Here is an 18867-nt window from a genome sequence, read left to right on the forward strand (position 1 = left end):
TCGCCAATATACACTAGCACTGATTATATCAATAGAGCAACAAAGATTCAATGAAAACTCGTGCTGCTTACGATACAAATCATTCTATCTATATCTTATGCGAATAAACCATAAGAGACAAACCCTTTTCAAATTTTAAAACGGCTGTCTTACAAATCAGTAAAACAACCGCCTCCCATGTTACTCTTAGCTAAAAATTCCTTTTATTTTCCCAACAACTATATCCGTCCCGAACTTCGTCATTTCATAAGCTACACTTGCTACCGCCATCCCAATTCCTTCTACAACATTAAAACTTCTTAAACGTTCTAATTGCTGTTGTTTTTCTGAGGCCGAAAACGAGCTACCCAAAATTTCTGATTCAGCACCTGTACTTTCTGTCCCTGTCATATGAGCTATTTGTTCATATGACAATTGCTGATAGCCTTTCATACTTTTCAAACCATGATTAGCAAGTGCCACTCCTGCTATCATCATAAGTAAACATAAAGCTACACTACATATACACAAAAGCGCAAAGCGACTCAAACCATAATCATCTGTTCCCCTCAATGTGTATATGCTCCCGTATTATCTTGATCAATTTGATGATGTAGCGCTGCATTTAAACCACTCGCTATTACATTCGCCATATCCTCAATAAAAGTATCTACTTCTTTTGGGGTTACCATTAAATTATGACCAAGAGGAGATAGCACTTCATAAATCAGCCTTCTTTTTTCTTCTTCTTCCAACGTACCAACAGCACCTAAAAACATATTTCTGCTCTTTTCATCCGGCATATCTTCTTCTGTTAATTTTTTCTTTTCTCCAAATGAAAATCCCGCTGGTAACAAAGATCGTGAAGGTTTATTTCCTTCTTTCATCTCTCGACCAAAATGTTTCAAAATAAAATCAATCGTATCACTTGTAATCGAAACAGCATCGACCACAGTCGGAACACCAATTGCGATAACAGGGATACCTAATGTGTCTTTACTTAGTTCTTTACGTTTATTCCCAACCCCTGATCCAGGATGGATTCCAGTATCAGAAATTTGTATCGTGCTATTTACTCGTTCAATAGAACGAGCAGCTAATGCATCAATTGCAATTACAAAGTCCGGGTTCGTCTTCTCAATAATTCCATAAATAACATCGCTCGTTTCGATTCCTGTAATCCCCATTACCCCCGGCCGAATTGCACTAACAGGCCTAAATCCTTCTTCTACACTTTCAGGCTGCAATTGAAACAAATGTCTCGTTACTAATACATTTTCTACAACTATCGGTCCAAGAGCATCTGGTGTTACATTCCAATTCCCAAGACCTACAATTAAACAGCTTGCTTCTTTTGTAACTCCAACCTCTTCTAAGAAACAAGAAAATTCTTTTGCAAAAATACGCTCCACTTTTTGTTGAAGTTCTGTATCTTGCTGACGTATCCCTTGTACTTCAAGTGTTAAATAATTTCCAGGTTTTTTCCCCATCGCTTCAGAGGCAGCTTCATCAATCGTTACTTTTGTAATTATAGTACCTTCTTCTTCTCTCTCTTTTACAATAACTCCCTGTATCCCTTTTTGTTCTTCTTGGCTTTCTTGCAACATTTGATGAGCTTCTACAGCAAGGTCAGTTCTAATGCTATATTTACTTAAATCTAATGGTTCTTTCATCGTATCTCCTCCGTAATTCATAGTAAATATCGTTAGATTTCCCAAAGTTATATAAGGTCATTCTTTCCTTTACGTGAAATTTCATGGATATACTATTGCAATTCTCTTCACCGTTTGATAGAATATCACTTGTTCTATGTAAGAATCGAGTCATTCGATTGCACCAGGGAGGTGAAAAGTATGGCAAACATCAAATCTGCTATCAAACGCGCTAAACTTAGCGAAGAGCGTCGTGCACATAACGCTTCTATCAAGTCTGACATGCGTTCTGCTGTTAAAACTGTAGAAGCTTTAGTTACTAATAACGATCTTGAAAATGCTAAAGAAGCTTTCAAAACTGCTTCTAAAAAACTTGACAAAGCAGCTCGTAAAGGTCTTATCCACCAAAACGCTGCAGCTCGTCAAAAATCTCGCTTAGCGAAACAAGTAAACGCGTAAGGCGTTTAAAAAACGATCCATTTGGATCGTTTTTTTATATACAAAAAAGTTCATGCACTAAGTGCATGAACTTTTTTGTGTCATCACATATGATTTAATCGCATTAAGAAAAATTCGAGCACAAGCTTCTTATCCATCTTTCCCGTCTTCATACTATAATCAGCTTCCGCTAATTCTATAATCACTTTTTTTAATTCTTCAAAAGAGAAAAACTTCGTTTGATTCATTGCTAACTTTACACGATACGGATGTACACCAATATGAGACGCAATTTGATTTTGTCCATAACCACGTTGCTGTAGCTCTTTCACTTGATACAACAAGCGGAATTGACTCACTAATAACGCAAGCAATTTAATCGGCTCTTCCTGCTGCGTAAATAATCCATCCAAAATTTGCATTGCACCTGCAATATCTTTTTTCACCACTTTTTCTGTCAAAGCAAATACATTTTGCTCAACTGATTTTGGCACAAGCTCTGCAACAAGTTTCGTCGTAATCTCTCCGCCCATACCAACGTATAACGTTAACTTGTCCATTTCCTTCGCCAACATCGTTACATTACTTCCCACAAGCTCTAGCAACAAACTAACAGCCGCGTTATCAATATGCACATGCACTTCATCTGCACGAGCAACAATCCACTTCTGAACATCCTGTACTTGCATCGCATTCGCTTCTACTACATCTGCTGTTTTCTTTAATAGTTTTGTAATTTTTTTTCGCTCATCAAGTTTTTCGTAAGGCGCAACAAAAACAAGAATAGAAAATGGAGAAGGTTCACCAATGTATTCTTCTAAAATTTTTATATTTTGCTCTAACTTTTCTTTTTGCGAAGTCAAAAATAGCGGTGATTTTATTAACAGTACTTTTCGTTCTCCGAAGAAAGGAAGCGTACGCGCATCCTCAACCACATCTTCTAAATACGCTTCTTCTAAATCGTATGTCACAACATTAAACTCTCGATCTTCTTCTTCAAGTGCTTCTGTCGTAATAAGCTTTATCGTTTCATTTATAAAAAAAGCTTCCGTTCCATATATTAAATATAACGGAGCAAACTGTTTCTTTTTAATTTTTTTATGTATATCACTCATACTTTTTCCTACTCCCTAACTTGGCAATATATATTTATACTAATGCCCTAGCTTTTGTTTTACAAGTACAAAGGAACAGGCTTTATAACCCGTCCCTTTATTTATATTAAACGCCACGCAATAAGCCCCGGGTTTCTTATTGGTGTGCGGTAATCACCTTCCCTTTATTATTCGCAATAAAAATTTGAGTATAAGTGCCAACTGTTAACATGCTTGGAAACGAAAAACTCACATTACTTCATGATTTACAAGTAACAAAAAAGCTCGTTTTCTCTTCATATGGAAATTGTAGATTTTTTTCTGACAATATTTTATACTAAAGTGGAATGTTGGGGAGGGATTCTAAATGAATGATTTTGAACAAAACGTTCAAAGTAAACGCAATGACGCTATTGATTCAGGGGTAGGATTTATCGTCTCATTTGGTTTTTTCGCAACACTTTTCATCATTGCAACTGTTATTAAATTTATCGGTTCTTAAAGACTGCCACTTCATGGCAGTCTTCTCTTTTTCATCTATTATGTGTTTTATCATATGTGATTTTACTTTTAAAGGTTCCATTTTCCCCTTTAAAAACATAGGAAATAGCACCTTGCTTGTCCGTGCGCCATATCGCACTCCCCATCTTCTCAAAACGCTCTATCACTTCTTTATGCGGGTGTCCATACCTATTCTGCTTACCAACAGATATAATCGCTACACGAGGCTGTATGACGTTCAAAAAAGGCTCTATAGATGACGTATTACTCCCATGATGAGCAACTTTTAAAACATCCACTTGTAAATCTGGATATGCCTCTACTAAAATCTTTTCCCCTTCTTCTTCCAAATCGCCTGTAAATAGCCACTTCAACCCTCCAAATTTTGCCCATATTACAATTGAAGCGTTATTTTCGCTTTTTTCTTTTCCTTTTGGAGCTAAAACGAAAAATTCCGCTTCATTTACACTCCAACTCTCCCCTTCCCCCACTTCAGTTATTTTCATTTCCTTTTCTAATGCCCGTTTCTTGACTACTTTTTCTAATACTGCATCTTTTCCCTTTCGGCCAAATACCACTTCTTTTACAGGTATATATGATAATAATTCTTGCGCAGCACCTATATGATCTGCATCTCCATGCGTTACGATTAATTTATCAATTGTTTTAATACCTTCTTTTTGTAAAAAGGGTATTAAAACATCATTTCCAACAGAAAATTCATGCTTTTTTTGTTGCCATTCTTCCTTATTTACACGAAGCGTTCCACCTGTATCAATAAGATAAATCCCTTTATCATACGGAAGGCGAATTAATATTGCATCACCTTGTCCAACATCAATAAATGTTACACTTCCGCTGCCTCTAAAATATGGATATATATAATGACATGTGCTAATAAAAAGAAATACACTCGCAACTATACAAACTATTTTTTTCGGCGCTCTCCGTTCCCAAACCATCAATATACTGACAATACTGGCGCAATATACAGCTACAAGATTGAAGGGTGTTTCCCCGAAGATAAGCTGGGTAAATGGTAAACTTTCACAATGACTTAGAAAATCATTAGACATACTCAAGCCTATTGATAATACATCGGCAAATCCTTTTGCGAGAAACGGGACAATTGGCATACACAGTAAAATAATAATGCTACATGGTAATACAATGATAGATAAAAACGGAACGTATAAGAGATTGAGGAGAATGCTATATGGAGAAAAATAACCAAAGTGATATAACAAAATCGGAGTACTAACGAGCTGTGAAATGATAGAAATATAAATAGAATTTCGGATTATTCCGTTGCTACTCTCTAACAATAACGGAGCAGACAAAAGTAAAGCGAAGCTACCTACAAAAGAAAACTGAAATCCAATATTAAAAACAAGATAAGGGTCATATATAAGCATGCATATAGCTGTTACACTTAAAGCATCTAAACTAGATAAACGAATCGAGCACATAAAAGCAATCAACATCAAAACTCCTGTTATAGAAGCTCTTATAACAGAGGGTGACGCCCCTGCTAAAACCATATACAAGGGAATACAAACGATAAGGCAAATTGTTGCTACCTCCCTTGTCACACCGCTTCTTAGCAAAATAAAATATACTATCACCATTAACATTACAATGTGCGAACCTGAAATTGCTAACAAATGTACAAGACCAAATCGTTGATATTGCTCTTCCACTTCAAACGTCATTTGTTGTCTATCACCAAATAGTAATGCATTCATAAAAGCACCTGATTGCTCTGGAAACATTTCTGTAACTTTCGAGATTGCTTGTTGCCTCAAAAGAAGAATCCATTGCGTGAGCGACAGTGATGTTTTATAGCATTCAGCAATATATGTAGCCTCAAATGTGAAATGAATATGTTGTTTGTATAAATAATCACGGTAATTAAAACCATGAAAATTCCGAGCTGTTTCCGGTTCTTTCCTCTCACCCTCGAATACACATGATATCCCTGCGTATAATTGTTGCATTTTTTTCTTTTCCAAGACTGATTTGATTCTATAACTTAACTGCACTATATTTTTATTCTGATCTTCAAATTGAAAAGATAGGCGATCCCCATTAACAAGCGGTGCATTTTGTATAACCCCTCTTGTAACTCCATAGGACTCCCCTAGAGGCTTATTCCACGTTTGAACATAGGAAGTGTATATGGCGCTACTAAAGCACGCTACAATACAAAAAATGAAGGTTTTACGCGAAGTGCGATATAAACAGAAGAAAACATTTAAAAAGAGGCAAAAAACTATCAATAAAAGTGACGAGGAAAAGGCAATTGCAACCCCTATTATAAATGAGATTGCAACATACCCCCATTGTTCCTGCAACTTATACTCACTCCTTATAGCATCATTTTTGCTTTCGTGAATACATGCTGTAATTCTTCCATTGATAAATTATCTTTTTCTAAAGACGCAAATAATTCTTTCAACTCTGTATAACGTTTTTGCTCCTCTAATGCAGCAATATCATATTCTAGCGGAACGTGCTTCACTGTTACGTTCGCTTGTTCAAATAACTCTATGGCGTATGGATGATTTTTATAATCCTGCGCATAATAAACCGCTGTAATACCACTTTGAATAATTGCCTTACAACATTGTAAACAAGGGAAATGCGTAACGTAAATTTCTGCTTCCTCTGTTTTCGCACCAAACTTGGCACATTGTAATAAAGCATTCATTTCGGCATGAATTGTCCGAACACAATGATTATCGATTACGTAACAACCATCATCTATACAATGTACGCCACCTTTAATTGAACCATTATACCCACCAGCAATAATTCGTTTATCGCGAACGATCGTCGCTCCTACCGCAAGCCTTGTACATGTACTACGCAAAGATAGTAGATGGCTTTGCGTCATAAAATATTGATCCCATGAAATTCGTTCCATATTTTTCACCTACTTTTTTGTCTACTTGTAGTGTAGCGAAAGAAGAAAAACTTCGTCAATCTTTTACGGAATAATAATTTGATCTTTTATCTTTTCAAGAGACTTCGCACCAATCCCATCAATCTCTAATAAATCTTCTATTTTCTGAAACGGACCATGTTCTTCTCGATATTTCAAAATACTTTCTGCCTTTCGAGAGCCAATCCCTGTAATTTTTTCTAGTTGTTCTTTCGCCGCTGTATTTATTCGAATCTTACCATCTTCCTTAGAAGAAGTAAGCACCCCTTGTTCTGACTCATTTTTACTCGGTATATAAAGAAGCATTTGATCTTGTACAATTTGTGCTAAATTCACTTTTTTCATATCTACTTCTGATAAAAAACCACCAGCCTTTTGAACCGCATCCTTTACGCGATCTCCTTCCTTCATTTCATATACCCCTTCTTTACTGACCGCTCCTTTCACATCAATTATAATTGTTCTTTTCTGTTCCTTTGTATCCGATATTTTCGGTTTACCCTTTTTTTCTATCTCCTTCTCTTGTACATTCATTGTAATAGGCATTCGTTCTACACTCTGATTCGTTTTCCAAAAAACAAGAAAAAGTAAAGTTCCAATAATAGCTACTAAACCTAACCACTTTTTCGGAAAATCCCACATCATTTTACACCTCTAATCATAAATTTATAACATCATTCATATTGTTTAGGAGAAAGCTGTTACGAAGGAGGGATGAAACTTTGAACATAGGAATTATAGGGACAGGAAACATGGGGAATATACTAATCGATGCATTTTTAGAAACCCGTGCTGTCAAACCTTCGTGCCTTACAATCATTAATCGGACGCCTGCAAAAGCATATCATATAAAAGAAAAATACCCTTCTGTTCATATAGCAAAAACAATCCCGGAAGTAATCGAACAATCACAACTTATTTTTATTTGTGTCAAGCCGATAGATATATACCCTATCCTAAAAAAATACGCTGAACATTTTTCTGATGAAACGTGCTTAGTTTCTATTACAAGTCCAATATCTCCATCACAATTAGAGACTCTCGTACCTTGCCACGTCGCGCGTATCATTCCAAGTATCACAAATCGCGCGCTCTCTGGCGCCTCACTATTTACATTTGGAGATAATTGCTCTGAAGAATGGCAACAAAAACTACTTCGTCTATTCAAAAACATTTCTACACCTCTTGTAATAAAAGAAGATATAACGCGCGTTTCATCTGATATAGCAAGTTGCGGTCCTGCTTTCTTTAGTTATTTACTACAACGCTTCATTAACGCTGCTGTAGATAAAACAAATATTACACACGAAGAGGCTACTACTTTAGTAAGTGAAATGGTCGTGGGGATGGGGAAATTACTTGAAAAAGAAATCTTCACATTACCTACCTTACAAGAAAAGGTTTGCGTGAAAGGCGGCGTTACTGGGGAAGGCATTCGGGTTTTAGAAGAGCACGTTGGAGATATGTTCCATAAGTTAATCGAGCGAACACATGAAAAATTTGATGAAGATTTAGAATGCGTTGATCAGCAATTCAATAAACACACATAATAAATACGTCATTTTCATTCCAAATCCTTTTTATAAATACTTACTTTTTTACAATACATTTTCACTTCAACTACTATTCCCACACTTTACGCATACAATCTTCAGATTATGCTAGAACTAAAAATACATTTTCTTTATAAAACAAAAGCAACCTTCTCGGTTGCTTTTGTTTTATCCGTTTTTCTTCGCCATGAAGAAAATACGCTCTGTTTGTTCTGTAACTTCAAGTCGCTCAAAATCACCTGTTACACGAAGCACTGTAAAACCTGCTTCTTCAAGCCATTTCGTTAACTCTTCCACTTGATATGCACGTTGCACGTGACATTCGTCAAACCGATGGTACACATCTTCTTCCGGATCTTGAACAAAGAATGTTAAATCATGCTCTACACTATTTGATTCTTCACCAGGGAAGCAATTCCAAATAAGAGATATTTCTTCTCCATTCACTGTATACGTTTCATTTTGAAATACATGATGTATTTTATATAAAGAATGTACATCAAATAAAAACAAACCATCTTGACGTAAATGATGAAATACTCTTCTAAATGTTTCTTGTACTCCATCTTCTTGCAATACATAATTTAATGAATCACAAAAGATGGTTACACAATCAAACTCACCTGGAACATCAAGCTCTCGCATGTCTTGTTGATAAAAAGGAATAAAGTATCCCTCTCCTCCTAGTTTTTGCTGAGCGACTGTTAACATTTCTTCTGAAAGATCGACACCTATTAAATCGTAACCCTTTTGCACAAGCGGCAGGGTTACATTACCTGTACCGCATGCTACATCAAGAATTTTTGCCTCTTTCATATCTGCCTGCTGTAAACTTTCCTCTGTAAATTCCACCCATTTATCATAAGGGACATCATTCATTAGTTCGTCGTACAACAATGCAAATTGTTCGTATTTCATTGGCCTAACTCTTCTGTAATATCTTCACGTGGCACATCGCCCCATAGACGCTCTAAATTATAGTGATTACGCTCATCTTTATGGAATACATGAGCAACTACATCTCCAAGATCAACTAATACCCAACGTGCTTCGTCAAACCCTTCCATACGTTGTACGTCGATTTGGAACTCATGTGCTTTTGATTTAATTTCACGTGCAATTGCTTGCACTTGTTTGTCTGAATTCCCGTGACAAATAATGAAATAATCTGCAATTGGTGAAATACCTTGCATATTTAGGACAACCATATCTTCTGCTCTCTTATCATCAGCTGCTTTTGCCGCTAATACTAATAAATCTTTATCGTTCATTTACTCATTTCCTCCTTGATAACTGCATTGTATGTTTGGAATGTTAATGGATAAATCGTCTGATCTTTTTCCATTAAAAATTGAATTGTTCTCTTTAACGCAAATAATAAAGCTTGATTTATATCCGCATATGCGAGTTTACGAGCCTCTTCCACTCCTGGAAACTTTCGCCCAGGTTCAATGTAATCAGCTACATAAATCACTTTATCTAACATCGTCATATTCTCATGACCACTTGTATGATATGTAATAGCTTGCAAAATTTCAGAATCCGTAATGCCTACTTCTTTTTCTACTAAGTATGCCCCAACAGGTGCATGCCATAACTCTTTGTTATAGCAAAGTAAATCTTTCGGCAAATCTTCACGTTTAATAATCTCTTCCATCTCTGAAATTGCTCTACATTTCGCATAATCATGGAATATAGCTGCCATCTCTGCTTTTTTTTCGTCCACACCGTATAACTTAGCAAGCTCAATCGCTGTCTCCATTACACCAATTGTGTGTATATAACGTTTTTCATGCATTTGTTGTTTGACAATATGCAGTGCATTCTCACGATTCATACAACCCATTCCTCTCGATATATACCTGTACTTTTTCGGGAAGTAAATATTTACACGTTTTCTTCTCCTTATATCTCTCACGTAATAAGGATGAAGAAACTGCAAATTCCGGAATTTCCACTGTAGTAATCTTATATGGTGTATGCAATGTATACCCAGGTCTTGCAACTCCAACAAACGTTACAAGATTAAGTAAAGCTTCAATGTTATACCACTTCGGTAAATACTCAACCATATCCCCACCAATAATAAAGTGAAACTGCACATCCGGATACTTCTTCGTCAATTGTAACATAGTGTCATACGTATAAGATGGGCCCTTCCTACTTAGCTCTTCTAAACAAATAGAAAAGTGCTCTTCTGCCTCAGTCGCGAGCTCTAACATATGTAAACGACTTTCTACACTTGTAATATTCCGCCCTTGTTTATGTGGCGGAATCTGGTTTGGCAAGAACCATACTTCTTCCAAGTTCAAAGCGTGATATACTTCATTTGCAATTAGCAAATGTCCATAGTGAGGCGGATCAAATGTACCGCCAATGATGCCAATTTTTCTCAAAAGAAACGCCCCTTCCTTTTACATACAGCAACTCTCCTCGGTTAGGAATGAAGAGAGTTGCTATTAATAAAAGTTCAATTGGTTTCGCTCTCTACATCATTACGCATAAACGATAAAAATAGCGCATGCTAGTCTTTTTATCGAGGAAGCTTAATTTGTTTATTTTCTCTTGATTCTTTGTATAAAACGATTGTGCTTCCAATTACTTGAACGATTTCAGCACGTGCACCTTTTGCAAGTTCTTCCGCAACCTCACGGCGATCAAATTCACAGTTTTGTAATACACTTACTTTAAATAACTCACGAGCTTCTAAAGTATCTGCGATTTGTTTAATCATATTTTCATTTACTCCGCCTTTTCCTACTTGAAAAATTGGTGTTAAATGATGTGCTTGTGCACGTAAAAATCTTTTTTGTTTTCCTGTTAACATATATGTTAGCCTCCAAGCTTTTCTATAACTAATTGTTTCATTCTCTCGATATTTGGCGTGCGTCCTGTCCACATTTCAAATGCAAGTGCTCCTTGATAAACAAACATATCAATACCATTTTGAATGATTGCACCTTGCTCTTTTGCCTCACATAAAATTTTCGTTTCAAATGGATTATAAATTATATCTGATACAATCGTTCCTTTTTTTAACGAACAAATTTGTAATGGCGTATGTTCTACGTGTGGATGCATACCTATCGTTGTCGTCTGAATGATAATATCATAATTTCCTTGTTCTTCTGTCGCTTTTTCTAATGACAAAGCAACAGAATTAACATCGGCCGTACGTGCAGCAATAAGTTCCTTTGCCTTATCTACTGTACGATTGGCTACATCAATCTCTTTTACACCTACATCAGCAAGAGAAAAATAAATAGCTCGGCTAGCACCACCTGAACCAAGTAACAAAATACGTTTCCCTTGAAGTGGTTCATTACTAATTGACTGCAGCGCTCGAACAAAACCAATCCCGTCTGTGTTATAGCCAATTAATCTTCCATCCTTATGAACCACTGTATTTACTGCACCGATTTTCCTTGCCAATGGGTCAATCTCATCCAAATACTCCATAATAGCAACCTTGTGCGGAGTTGTTACATTAAATCCTGAAATACCTAATGCTTTTAAACCTCTTACTGCTTCCCCTAGCAATTCCTCTTCAACAAGGAACGCATGATAATGGGCATCCATATTCAAGTGTTCAAATGCATCGTTATGCATAACGGGTGATAATGAATGTCCAATTGGATTTCCGATTACACCATATAATTGTTTCATAAATCCCTCTCCATATTAAATTAAAGATTTACGTAGTGAAACACTTACTCCTTTTGGTACGTGTGCAACAATTTTTGCTCCTGGTTCGTTCACAGTAACCCATCCTAATCCAGAGAATACAACATCTGTTTTAGGTTCACGAATATTAAATTCGTATTTCACTAGCTCAGGCATATTTGCTAATTCTTCTGGCGTTGGTGGGCTTAGTAAATCCCCAGCATGATTTTTATATAATTCATCTGCTTTCTCAAGCTTTGTACGATGGATTGTTAAGCGATTCGAGAAGTGACAAGTAAATGCACGACGACCACCACTTACATAATCAAAACGTGCCAATCCACTAAAGAATAACGTTTGTTCTTCATTTAATTGGAATACCATCGGCTTAATTTCTTTTGTTGGTGTAATAAGCTTTAAGCTTTGCTTTCCAACATAATGAGCCATTTGGTGGTGGTTAATAATACCTGGCGTATCATATAAAGAAGACTCTTCGTCCAATGGAATATCAATTAAATCCAGTGTTGTTCCTGGGAAATGAGATGTTGTAATTACATTTTCAGTCTCATCACTAAATTCTTTAATCATACGATTAATAAATGTCGATTTCCCTACATTCGTACATCCAACAACATAAACATCTTTGCCGCCGCGATAATACTCAATAGCATCTGCTAGTTCAGCAATTCCTTGTCCCTTCGCTGCACTAATTAAAAAGACATCTTCTGGTTTTAATCCTAGCTGCTTTGCACTATAGCGCATCCAATGTTTTACTTTATCATGTTTTACTGACTTTGGAATTAAATCAGCTTTATTTCCAACAAGTAATACTTTATTATTCCCTACGAAACGATGTAAGCCAGGTAACCAGCTACCATTAAAATCAAAAATATCTACAATTTTGACTACTAATGCATCTGATTTTCCAATTCCATTTAAAATGCGTAGGAAGTCATCATCTGTTAACGATACATCTTGAATTTCATTGTAATGCTTCAAGCGAAAACAACGTTGACAAATAACTTGTTCTTTCTCTAAAGATGAGGCAGGAGCATACCCCACTTCGTTTTTATTTTCTGTTTGAATTTCTACACCGCAACCAATACATTTAATTGTTTCAGTCAAACTTTATTCCTCCCAGTTAATTAAACCTTTTTTCTTCATATTTTTCATAATTCTTCGTTCAATTTTTCGATTAAAGCGCGTTACTAATCCGTCCGTTTGTGCTACCGGTACAACTAAAATTGTATGAAGACCTACTCGGTTTCCACCAAGCACGTCAGTCAGTAACTGATCTCCAATTACTACAACTTCATCTGGCTGCAAACGCATCTCTTGTATCGCACGCTTAAATGCGCGAACAAATGGTTTACGTGCACTATGAATAAATGGAATACCTAATGGATCAGCAAAATCTTTCACACGTTGCTCATTATTATTTGAAACGACCGTTACTTGAATGCCTTGCTCTTTCATTTCCAAGAACCATTTTTCAAGTTGCGGCGTTGCATTGGGACGATCCCATTCAATTAAAGTGTTATCTAAGTCAGTAATAACGCCTTTAATCCCACGTTTTTTTAAATCTTCTGGTTGAACATGATATACATTTTTCACATATTCATTTGGTAAAAATAGTTTCAATTTCTTTCACCTCTTTGAGGATTTTTCATAAAATTTTTCGACAACATTTTTCGATATATAACCTGTGGATAAAATTGTACACATTTTCCACATTAATTTTGCAGTTAATTTGGAATTTACTAACAAACTATACACACTTTATCCACCTAGGTATGTGGATAACCACTCGTTTGTGACTGTCATATTTTTTTGGTACATTAAATGCATCAACGAATCAATCCTTATATTATTAGGAGGTGACTCACCTTGAAAACAAAACATATGGAACAGTTATCCACTGAGTTACTCACTGAGTCTTATTATAAAGCAAAAGAACTAAAATTAAATCCCGACTTCATTTTACTTATAAAACAAGAAATCATTAGACGCTCATTAGAGGACAAGCTTGTCAAATCATCTTGATTACATATAAAGTGAAAGTTTAATCAACCCTTACCAATCAAACAGTTAAAGGATAAATTATTAGATGCCCTGTAAAAAGAGCCATCCTACGATGGCTCTCGAATAAACAAGTACTCCCATCTAGGGGATTTCATCATTAAGTATCTTTGCCCATAACTCTTACTTACGGTTATAAAAGCTTTTCTTTATTTATAAGCTAAGCGAGTAGCTATTTTTTCACCAAGACGAAGCTCTTGTCCACTCTTTAATTCCTGCACTACTTCTATCATATCTTTTTCAAACAATAACACAACTGTTGAACCAAATGTAAAGTATGCCATTTCTTCACCTTTTTGAACAGTGTCTCTCTCATGCAAAAGCTCAATACTATTAACAAACATAGCACCTACTTTTACAAGAGCCATATGCTCGCCATCACTGCTTACTTCTGTAACAGAACGATAATTTTTTGACAGTGGTTCTTTCCCGTATTCCATACCAGCTGCATTTACCGGATATGATTTTCTACCGAGTACAAATCTTTCAGTCACAGAACCAGAAAGCGGACTATGAATGCGATGATAATGACTTGGACTCAAATAAATTACCATATATGTACCGCCTGCATATCGCGTTGCACGTTCTTCATTACCTAGCATATCCACGATTGAATAGCGCTTTCCTTTAATATCAAATGTTTTTGTATCCTCAATAGGACCATGATCTGCAAAAACACCATCAACAGGACTAACGATACTCGATGCATCTGTATCAATACTACGCTTTCCTTCTTTTAGCTTACGCGTAAATAATTCATGCAATGTTCTATATTCCTTCAAACCCTTTTCCATCTCACCTTGATTAATTTGAAAAACTTTCGCGTACGATGGAATAATGATAGAGCTCAAACGAGATTGTGCAAATTTACGTAATATATAAGAAGTAAAGCGACCATTTGTAAGTTCTATCATAAGTCGATATAATGTACGTCGCAAATTGCGAAACCCCCTAATCAGTCTATAACTTTAGTTTTCCCTTCTTTTCTTTCTATATCATATGTAAAATTGGTTCTTATTCCCACATATCATATAAAGCTGCCTTATTATATATACAGAAAACTAAGTATGGTATTATTCTTAAATTATTTAGCACCTTCTAATATTACAGATAGAATCCGTCATTTTCAACAGTGAACATGTATTTCTTCTTAGCATAACGCGTTTTCTTTTCTTATTTACAATAAGAAAAGCAGCCCATTTTAAATATGGCTGCTTCTAATACACTTTACTCTTTCGCTTTTTTCTCTTTCTCTGCCCTTACAAACTCGTGGAACATTTTCATTAAAGCACGCTTTTCAATCCGTGATACGTAGCTTCTAGAAATACCAAGCGCTTTAGCGATTTCCCGCTGTGTTTTCTCCTTATCTAGCCCAAGTCCAAAACGTTTCACAATCACTTCTTTTTCTCTTTCGTCTAAAATATCGATATACTCTTTAATTTTTTCTAACTCCATACTAAGCTGAATCATATCAATTACATCTTCAGACTCTGATTTTAATATATCAATAAGCGATATTTCATTGCCCTCTTTATCTTGCCCGATCGGATCATGAAGTGAAACATCTTTTTTCGTTTTCTTTAGTACACGTAAATGCATCAAAATTTCATTTTCAATACAGCGTGCTGCATACGTCGCAAGCTTCGTTCCCTTTCCTGCAGAATAGCTCTCGATCGCTTTAATGAGCCCGATCGTACCAATTGAAATTAAATCTTCTGCATCTTCTCCTGTGTTCTCAAATTTTTTAACGATATGAGCTACAAGCCGTAAATTATGTTCAATTAAAAGATTTCTCGCTTGAGCATCACCTTGCTCCATTAACTCTAAGTACTTTCTCTCATCATCTGATGATAACGGCTGCGGGAACGCATTGTTCTTCACATAAGAAACAAAGACAAACACTTCTCGAACCATATATCCAATTGCGGCGAATAGACTCAAACCTTTCACCTCCGCCAAAATAGTGGTCTTTATTATGTGTATGTGGGCGTGAGGTTGTTTGTGTCTGTACAGTTTATTTATAAAACTCAACACTTCTAACATTTAAAATATTTTATCGTTATATTATAATTAAATAAAATTGTTATTTATATATGAATATGCTATTAAAGGGGACACTATTCATGATTACATTAGAACGATTATTAAATGTAACAATTTATTTAGGGGTATTTTTACTTTTCATTTCGTTCATTACTTTTGTTATTAAAAGAGGGCCTGATTTATTATTTTTTCAATTTGGAATTTCTTTATTTTTTGGAGCTCAAATTATAACTGGAATAAAATTTTTTCATAACTATGGTTTCTCCTTTCACTCAAAACCAGAACTACTTATCTTTATTTTCTATGTAATTGGAATTATTACATGTATACTATTATTCTTTCACTTTCAAAATCCGTATCGAATTTTTTTATTAATCTGTAGTTGTTTATTTTTAACTGGATCCAATTATTACTTTAAAGAAACATTAAATTTTAGTAAAAAAATTCCAAAGCAAAACAAAACTTTTTTAAGTACACAAGAAGACTCTTTTCCAAAAGAAGTTCGTAAATTTTCAGAGGATTACAACAACATAATAAGAAATGATTTTTATGAAATACCGATGATTCCTACTGAATTACAGATTACAAGCAAAAAAGATTCTTCTCATAGTACATCTTACTTAGTTGAACTTCATAATAGCGAAAATGAAATTACTGATGACTCTGTACAATTAACTCCATCAGACCGTTTTTATGTGCTGTTAAATAAACAAAAAACAAAAATATCAAAAATAGTATATGAAGGGCAGAATTTTTTCACATTTACAGTCACACTAAAAGCTCTTAATTTACAGCAAGAACCAGAAATTCATAATATGTTTTTAGAAATAGATAAACGTAGAGCGATGAATCTTCTTAATTTTGAAATTAAAGCCCATACTAAAGAATGGAAAGTAATATTTAAAAGTGATAGTTCTCATTCCAATCTTCCTATCACATTTACTTTTGAAAAACGAACAGGCAAAGTATAAAAATAAAAAGAGTTATTTTCTTTGAAAAATAACTCTTTTTATTTTACTTACTCCAAATCTTTCTCCCCGCTTGGGCATCAATATAACGAATTTCCCGCCTACAATTAAAAGGTTCTTTATGTTTTTCATCTGTCGTTTGTTTGTAAAGTAGTTTGTATTTCGTTTCCTCTGCATCATGATCTAAAAACCATTCTAATTTAACTCGGATAGCCTCTCTGTATATTTCTAACGCTTTTTCTTTAGTTACTTTTGGTGTTATTTCATATGTGAGCAATTCTTTTATAAAGTTGCTAGACTCCCCCGAGTAGTGCATAACAGCACCATTTTCTGCATTGATGTTAATCATAAATTGGTTATACTCTGCCGGAATATCATTTATATATACAGAAAAGATAAATCTTTCAATCCCATCTTCTGCTTCTTCACGTTCCTCCCAAAGACGCAGATATTGTGTGATATCTGGAATAACTCGTTCTAAAAATTGAAGTGCTCTTTGTAAACATTCCTCTCTAGACAGTATTTGCTTTACTTCTTGATCATCTGTCAGTTTTATAAAACCAGTTAATTCATTGGTTAATTTATCAATTTTAACGCTAACTAAATTATTATATTTCAACATCGGTAAATGCTTTTTAAAGAATTCATTCATTAAATATGGATCCTTTTCTTCTTTCTGTTTTTGTAATTCCTCTTTCGGAACAAATTTCATCCTTATTTCATCATCATTTTCTGTCTCATCTACTTTTGTAAAACCTTCTTTATTCCAGTCAAATAATTCGAATACGTCACCTCGTTCGTTACCTTTTTTCGATTTTTCAACAGCTACAGCCGAAGGCAATTTATAATGATCTGGTCCAAATAAATCTTTACCTGTACTTGCATCAATAAACGCATGACTAGGCTCTGGTTCATATACAAGATGGTACCTTTTTACTTCTTCCCCGCTTTCATACTCACTTGAAGAGTATGTTAAATCTACAAATACAAGTCTCATATCTTGTCTAGCTTTCAAATTTTCTAAAACGATATTCTCCTCAACAATTTCACTTGGCCATAACGGTTTTTTCTCTATAGCTTTTTGTCCATTGTAATGAAAATGCACAACATTACCTGAAGGGTGCACTCGCACAACGCACCCTGTATTAGGCAATGGATAGCTATTCACTTCTTGCATATAATTTACTTCTTTCCAACCGCGCCTGTCGTCCTTAACCGTTACATATGTATAGAATTCATATCCTTCTTTTGTATATTTTTTCAAGAACGCATTTACAATCTCTCTTGCCTTCTTCTCCTCTATCGCTTCCTTGCCACTTGAAAAAGAATTTTCATCATCTATCTTAAATTCAATTAAATTACCAGTATGTCTATTTAATGTAATTTGTATCTGTTTCTCCTCATCATCTTTATGTGCCCACCACAATAAATGATACGGGTCATCAACCCCTTCTTGATCATCTACAACAAGACTATATTCATCTGGAATATTAATAATATGAGCCACTTGCTCTTTTCTTTCTTTATCTTTTTGATTCATCATACCGCTCCCTTTATTACAATTTAAGGTAATTATAACAAACAAAACCAAAGAACTATAAAAAAAGACTAGAGATATCTCTAGTCTTCTACTTCGTTTCACGATGTAACGTTACTCGCTTTAATCGTGGACAATATTTTTTTAATTCGATGCGTTCTGGATTGTTTCGTTTATTTTTTTTAGAAATGTAATTACGATCGCCGCACTCCGTACAAGCTAATGTAATATTTACACGCATATTTATTTCTCCTTTCTTTCAAAGATCGCAACTAAAACGTAATTATTACGATTTATATATTATAAAACTTCATTCTATTTGTCAATTGCAAAAACAAGAAGATTCCATTTAGAATCCCCTTGTTTTTATAGTTAAATAAATTTTCTCCCGCATTAACGGGCAGTAAGACCCCCAC

The 18867-nt window shown here is 35.0% G+C and carries 23 protein-coding genes; 5 read left to right on the forward strand and 18 right to left on the reverse strand.

Going from position 1 to position 18867, the window contains the following annotated elements; translation table 11 throughout:
* Positions 1-186 precede the first annotated feature (186 nt).
* Together HMPREF2590_RS07445 and gpr are read right to left on the reverse strand one after the other, a co-directional pair.
* Positions 187-552 carry a YqxA family protein gene (locus HMPREF2590_RS07445; protein ID WP_001215034.1) on the reverse strand — a complete coding sequence of 122 codons (366 nt, stop codon included), beginning with the start codon at positions 550-552 and terminating at the stop codon, positions 187-189.
* Entirely contained in the window at positions 549-1652 is a 1104-nt protein-coding gene (gpr, locus tag HMPREF2590_RS07450; protein ID WP_000662616.1) for a GPR endopeptidase, read from the reverse strand. The genes HMPREF2590_RS07445 and gpr overlap by 4 nt, the downstream gene beginning before the upstream one ends.
* A gap of 180 nt (positions 1653-1832) precedes the next feature.
* On the opposite strand from gpr, the gene rpsT reads away from it, so the two are divergent.
* Complete coding sequence (gene rpsT / locus HMPREF2590_RS07455) at positions 1833-2090, forward strand: 30S ribosomal protein S20 (protein ID WP_001274011.1); 258 nt, start codon at positions 1833-1835, stop codon at positions 2088-2090.
* Between the two features lie 83 nt (positions 2091-2173).
* Here rpsT and holA read toward each other — a convergent pair whose 3' ends face one another.
* Entirely contained in the window at positions 2174-3184 is a 1011-nt protein-coding gene (holA, locus tag HMPREF2590_RS07460; RefSeq protein ID WP_001279908.1) for a DNA polymerase III subunit delta, read from the reverse strand.
* A 346-nt stretch (positions 3185-3530) separates the two neighbouring features.
* Here holA and HMPREF2590_RS07465 point away from each other — a divergent pair, with 346 nt between their 5' ends.
* Entirely contained in the window at positions 3531-3665 is a 135-nt protein-coding gene (locus HMPREF2590_RS07465; RefSeq protein ID WP_000997609.1) for a YqzM family protein, read from the forward strand.
* 31 nt (positions 3666-3696) lie between these two features.
* On the opposite strand, the gene HMPREF2590_RS07470 is transcribed toward HMPREF2590_RS07465, so the two are convergent.
* The 3 genes from HMPREF2590_RS07470 to HMPREF2590_RS07480 all read right to left on the reverse strand — a co-directional run bounded on the left by HMPREF2590_RS07470 (position 3697) and on the right by HMPREF2590_RS07480 (position 7253).
* Positions 3697-6018 (reverse strand): DNA internalization-related competence protein ComEC/Rec2, encoded by a 2322-nt coding sequence (locus HMPREF2590_RS07470; protein WP_002098060.1) that lies wholly within the window; start codon positions 6016-6018, stop codon positions 3697-3699.
* 14 nt (positions 6019-6032) lie between these two features.
* Positions 6033-6590 carry a ComE operon protein 2 gene (locus HMPREF2590_RS07475; RefSeq protein ID WP_000439773.1) on the reverse strand — a complete coding sequence of 186 codons (558 nt, stop codon included), beginning with the start codon at positions 6588-6590 and terminating at the stop codon, positions 6033-6035.
* 63 nt (positions 6591-6653) lie between these two features.
* Entirely contained in the window at positions 6654-7253 is a 600-nt protein-coding gene (locus HMPREF2590_RS07480; protein ID WP_000989932.1) for a helix-hairpin-helix domain-containing protein, read from the reverse strand.
* Positions 7254-7330: 77 nt separating this feature from the next.
* Between HMPREF2590_RS07480 and comER the strand changes: the two genes are divergently transcribed.
* Complete coding sequence (comER, locus tag HMPREF2590_RS07485) at positions 7331-8158, forward strand: late competence protein ComER (RefSeq protein ID WP_001020556.1); 828 nt, start codon at positions 7331-7333, stop codon at positions 8156-8158.
* 171 nt (positions 8159-8329) lie between these two features.
* Here the strand turns inward: comER and HMPREF2590_RS07490 are convergent, their stop codons facing one another.
* The 8 genes from HMPREF2590_RS07490 to HMPREF2590_RS07525 form a co-directional block, all read right to left on the reverse strand.
* Positions 8330-9079, reverse strand: coding sequence for a class I SAM-dependent methyltransferase (locus tag HMPREF2590_RS07490; protein ID WP_000873069.1), 750 nt, complete (start codon positions 9077-9079; stop codon positions 8330-8332).
* The gene (gene rsfS, locus HMPREF2590_RS07495) at positions 9076-9432 is read right to left on the reverse strand and encodes a ribosome silencing factor (RefSeq protein WP_000998173.1); all 357 of its coding nucleotides are present in this window, start codon (positions 9430-9432) and stop codon (positions 9076-9078) included. The genes HMPREF2590_RS07490 and rsfS overlap by 4 nt, the downstream gene beginning before the upstream one ends.
* The gene (yqeK, locus tag HMPREF2590_RS07500; RefSeq protein WP_001078475.1) at positions 9429-9998 is read right to left on the reverse strand and encodes a bis(5'-nucleosyl)-tetraphosphatase (symmetrical) YqeK; all 570 of its coding nucleotides are present in this window, start codon (positions 9996-9998) and stop codon (positions 9429-9431) included. The genes rsfS and yqeK overlap by 4 nt, the downstream gene beginning before the upstream one ends.
* Entirely contained in the window at positions 9988-10557 is a 570-nt protein-coding gene (nadD, locus tag HMPREF2590_RS07505; RefSeq protein WP_001226048.1) for a nicotinate-nucleotide adenylyltransferase, read from the reverse strand. Before nadD ends, yqeK begins: the two co-directional genes overlap by 11 nt.
* A 137-nt stretch (positions 10558-10694) precedes the next feature.
* The gene (yhbY, locus tag HMPREF2590_RS07510; RefSeq protein ID WP_000955224.1) at positions 10695-10988 is read right to left on the reverse strand and encodes a ribosome assembly RNA-binding protein YhbY; all 294 of its coding nucleotides are present in this window, start codon (positions 10986-10988) and stop codon (positions 10695-10697) included.
* A 5-nt stretch (positions 10989-10993) separates the two neighbouring features.
* Positions 10994-11827 carry a shikimate dehydrogenase gene (aroE, locus tag HMPREF2590_RS07515; RefSeq protein WP_000812076.1) on the reverse strand — a complete coding sequence of 278 codons (834 nt, stop codon included), beginning with the start codon at positions 11825-11827 and terminating at the stop codon, positions 10994-10996.
* A gap of 15 nt (positions 11828-11842) precedes the next feature.
* Positions 11843-12949 (reverse strand): ribosome biogenesis GTPase YqeH, encoded by a 1107-nt coding sequence (gene yqeH, locus HMPREF2590_RS07520; RefSeq protein WP_000140799.1) that lies wholly within the window; start codon positions 12947-12949, stop codon positions 11843-11845.
* 3 nt (positions 12950-12952) lie between these two features.
* Complete coding sequence (locus tag HMPREF2590_RS07525; RefSeq protein WP_000765314.1) at positions 12953-13465, reverse strand: YqeG family HAD IIIA-type phosphatase; 513 nt, start codon at positions 13463-13465, stop codon at positions 12953-12955.
* Between the two features lie 246 nt (positions 13466-13711).
* On the opposite strand from HMPREF2590_RS07525, the gene sda reads away from it, so the two are divergent.
* A complete protein-coding gene (sda, locus tag HMPREF2590_RS07530) occupies positions 13712-13867 on the forward strand; it encodes a sporulation histidine kinase inhibitor Sda (protein WP_000850094.1) in 156 nt (51 codons plus the stop codon).
* Positions 13868-14052: 185 nt separating this feature from the next.
* Here sda and HMPREF2590_RS07535 read toward each other — a convergent pair whose 3' ends face one another.
* Together HMPREF2590_RS07535 and sigK are read right to left on the reverse strand one after the other, a co-directional pair.
* Entirely contained in the window at positions 14053-14841 is a 789-nt protein-coding gene (locus HMPREF2590_RS07535) for a phosphatidylserine decarboxylase (protein ID WP_001255009.1), read from the reverse strand.
* Positions 14842-15130: 289 nt separating this feature from the next.
* A complete protein-coding gene (gene sigK, locus HMPREF2590_RS07540; RefSeq protein WP_000051382.1) occupies positions 15131-15844 on the reverse strand; it encodes an RNA polymerase sporulation sigma factor SigK in 714 nt (237 codons plus the stop codon).
* 152 nt (positions 15845-15996) lie between these two features.
* Here sigK and HMPREF2590_RS07545 point away from each other — a divergent pair, with 152 nt between their 5' ends.
* Positions 15997-16917, forward strand: coding sequence for a hypothetical protein (locus tag HMPREF2590_RS07545; protein ID WP_080014548.1), 921 nt, complete (start codon positions 15997-15999; stop codon positions 16915-16917).
* Between the two features lie 43 nt (positions 16918-16960).
* On the opposite strand, the gene HMPREF2590_RS07550 is transcribed toward HMPREF2590_RS07545, so the two are convergent.
* Entirely contained in the window at positions 16961-18454 is a 1494-nt protein-coding gene (locus HMPREF2590_RS07550) for a YcdB/YcdC domain-containing protein (protein WP_001072069.1), read from the reverse strand.
* 88 nt (positions 18455-18542) lie between these two features.
* The gene (gene rpmG / locus HMPREF2590_RS07555; RefSeq protein ID WP_001265617.1) at positions 18543-18692 is read right to left on the reverse strand and encodes a 50S ribosomal protein L33; all 150 of its coding nucleotides are present in this window, start codon (positions 18690-18692) and stop codon (positions 18543-18545) included.
* Between the last annotated feature and the right edge of the window lie 175 nt (positions 18693-18867).

The organism is Bacillus sp. HMSC036E02, from assembly GCF_001836235.1.
Lineage (GTDB): Bacteria > Bacillota > Bacilli > Bacillales > Bacillaceae_G > Bacillus_A > Bacillus_A cereus.

What these genes read in the sequence shown, in the direction of transcription:
- yqeK (WP_001078475.1), bottom strand. Translation starts at nt 9,998, where the DNA reads ATGAATCGTGAGAATGCACTGCATATTGTCAAACAACAAATGCATGAA.
- HMPREF2590_RS07475 (WP_000439773.1), bottom strand. Translation starts at nt 6,590, where the DNA reads ATGGAACGAATTTCATGGGATCAATATTTTATGACGCAAAGCCATCTA.
- holA (WP_001279908.1), bottom strand. Translation starts at nt 3,184, where the DNA reads ATGAGTGATATACATAAAAAAATTAAAAAGAAACAGTTTGCTCCGTTA.
- rsfS (WP_000998173.1), bottom strand. Translation starts at nt 9,432, where the DNA reads ATGAACGATAAAGATTTATTAGTATTAGCGGCAAAAGCAGCTGATGAT.
- HMPREF2590_RS07550 (WP_001072069.1), bottom strand. Translation starts at nt 18,454, where the DNA reads ATGAATCAAAAAGATAAAGAAAGAAAAGAGCAAGTGGCTCATATTATT.
- HMPREF2590_RS07545 (WP_080014548.1), top strand. Translation starts at nt 15,997, where the DNA reads ATGAATATGCTATTAAAGGGGACACTATTCATGATTACATTAGAACGA.
- HMPREF2590_RS07490 (WP_000873069.1), bottom strand. Translation starts at nt 9,079, where the DNA reads ATGAAATACGAACAATTTGCATTGTTGTACGACGAACTAATGAATGAT.
- HMPREF2590_RS07465 (WP_000997609.1), top strand. Translation starts at nt 3,531, where the DNA reads ATGAATGATTTTGAACAAAACGTTCAAAGTAAACGCAATGACGCTATT.
- HMPREF2590_RS07480 (WP_000989932.1), bottom strand. Translation starts at nt 7,253, where the DNA reads ATGATGTGGGATTTTCCGAAAAAGTGGTTAGGTTTAGTAGCTATTATT.
- yhbY (WP_000955224.1), bottom strand. Translation starts at nt 10,988, where the DNA reads ATGTTAACAGGAAAACAAAAAAGATTTTTACGTGCACAAGCACATCAT.
- rpmG (WP_001265617.1), bottom strand. Translation starts at nt 18,692, where the DNA reads ATGCGTGTAAATATTACATTAGCTTGTACGGAGTGCGGCGATCGTAAT.
- aroE (WP_000812076.1), bottom strand. Translation starts at nt 11,827, where the DNA reads ATGAAACAATTATATGGTGTAATCGGAAATCCAATTGGACATTCATTA.
- gpr (WP_000662616.1), bottom strand. Translation starts at nt 1,652, where the DNA reads ATGAAAGAACCATTAGATTTAAGTAAATATAGCATTAGAACTGACCTT.
- rpsT (WP_001274011.1), top strand. Translation starts at nt 1,833, where the DNA reads ATGGCAAACATCAAATCTGCTATCAAACGCGCTAAACTTAGCGAAGAG.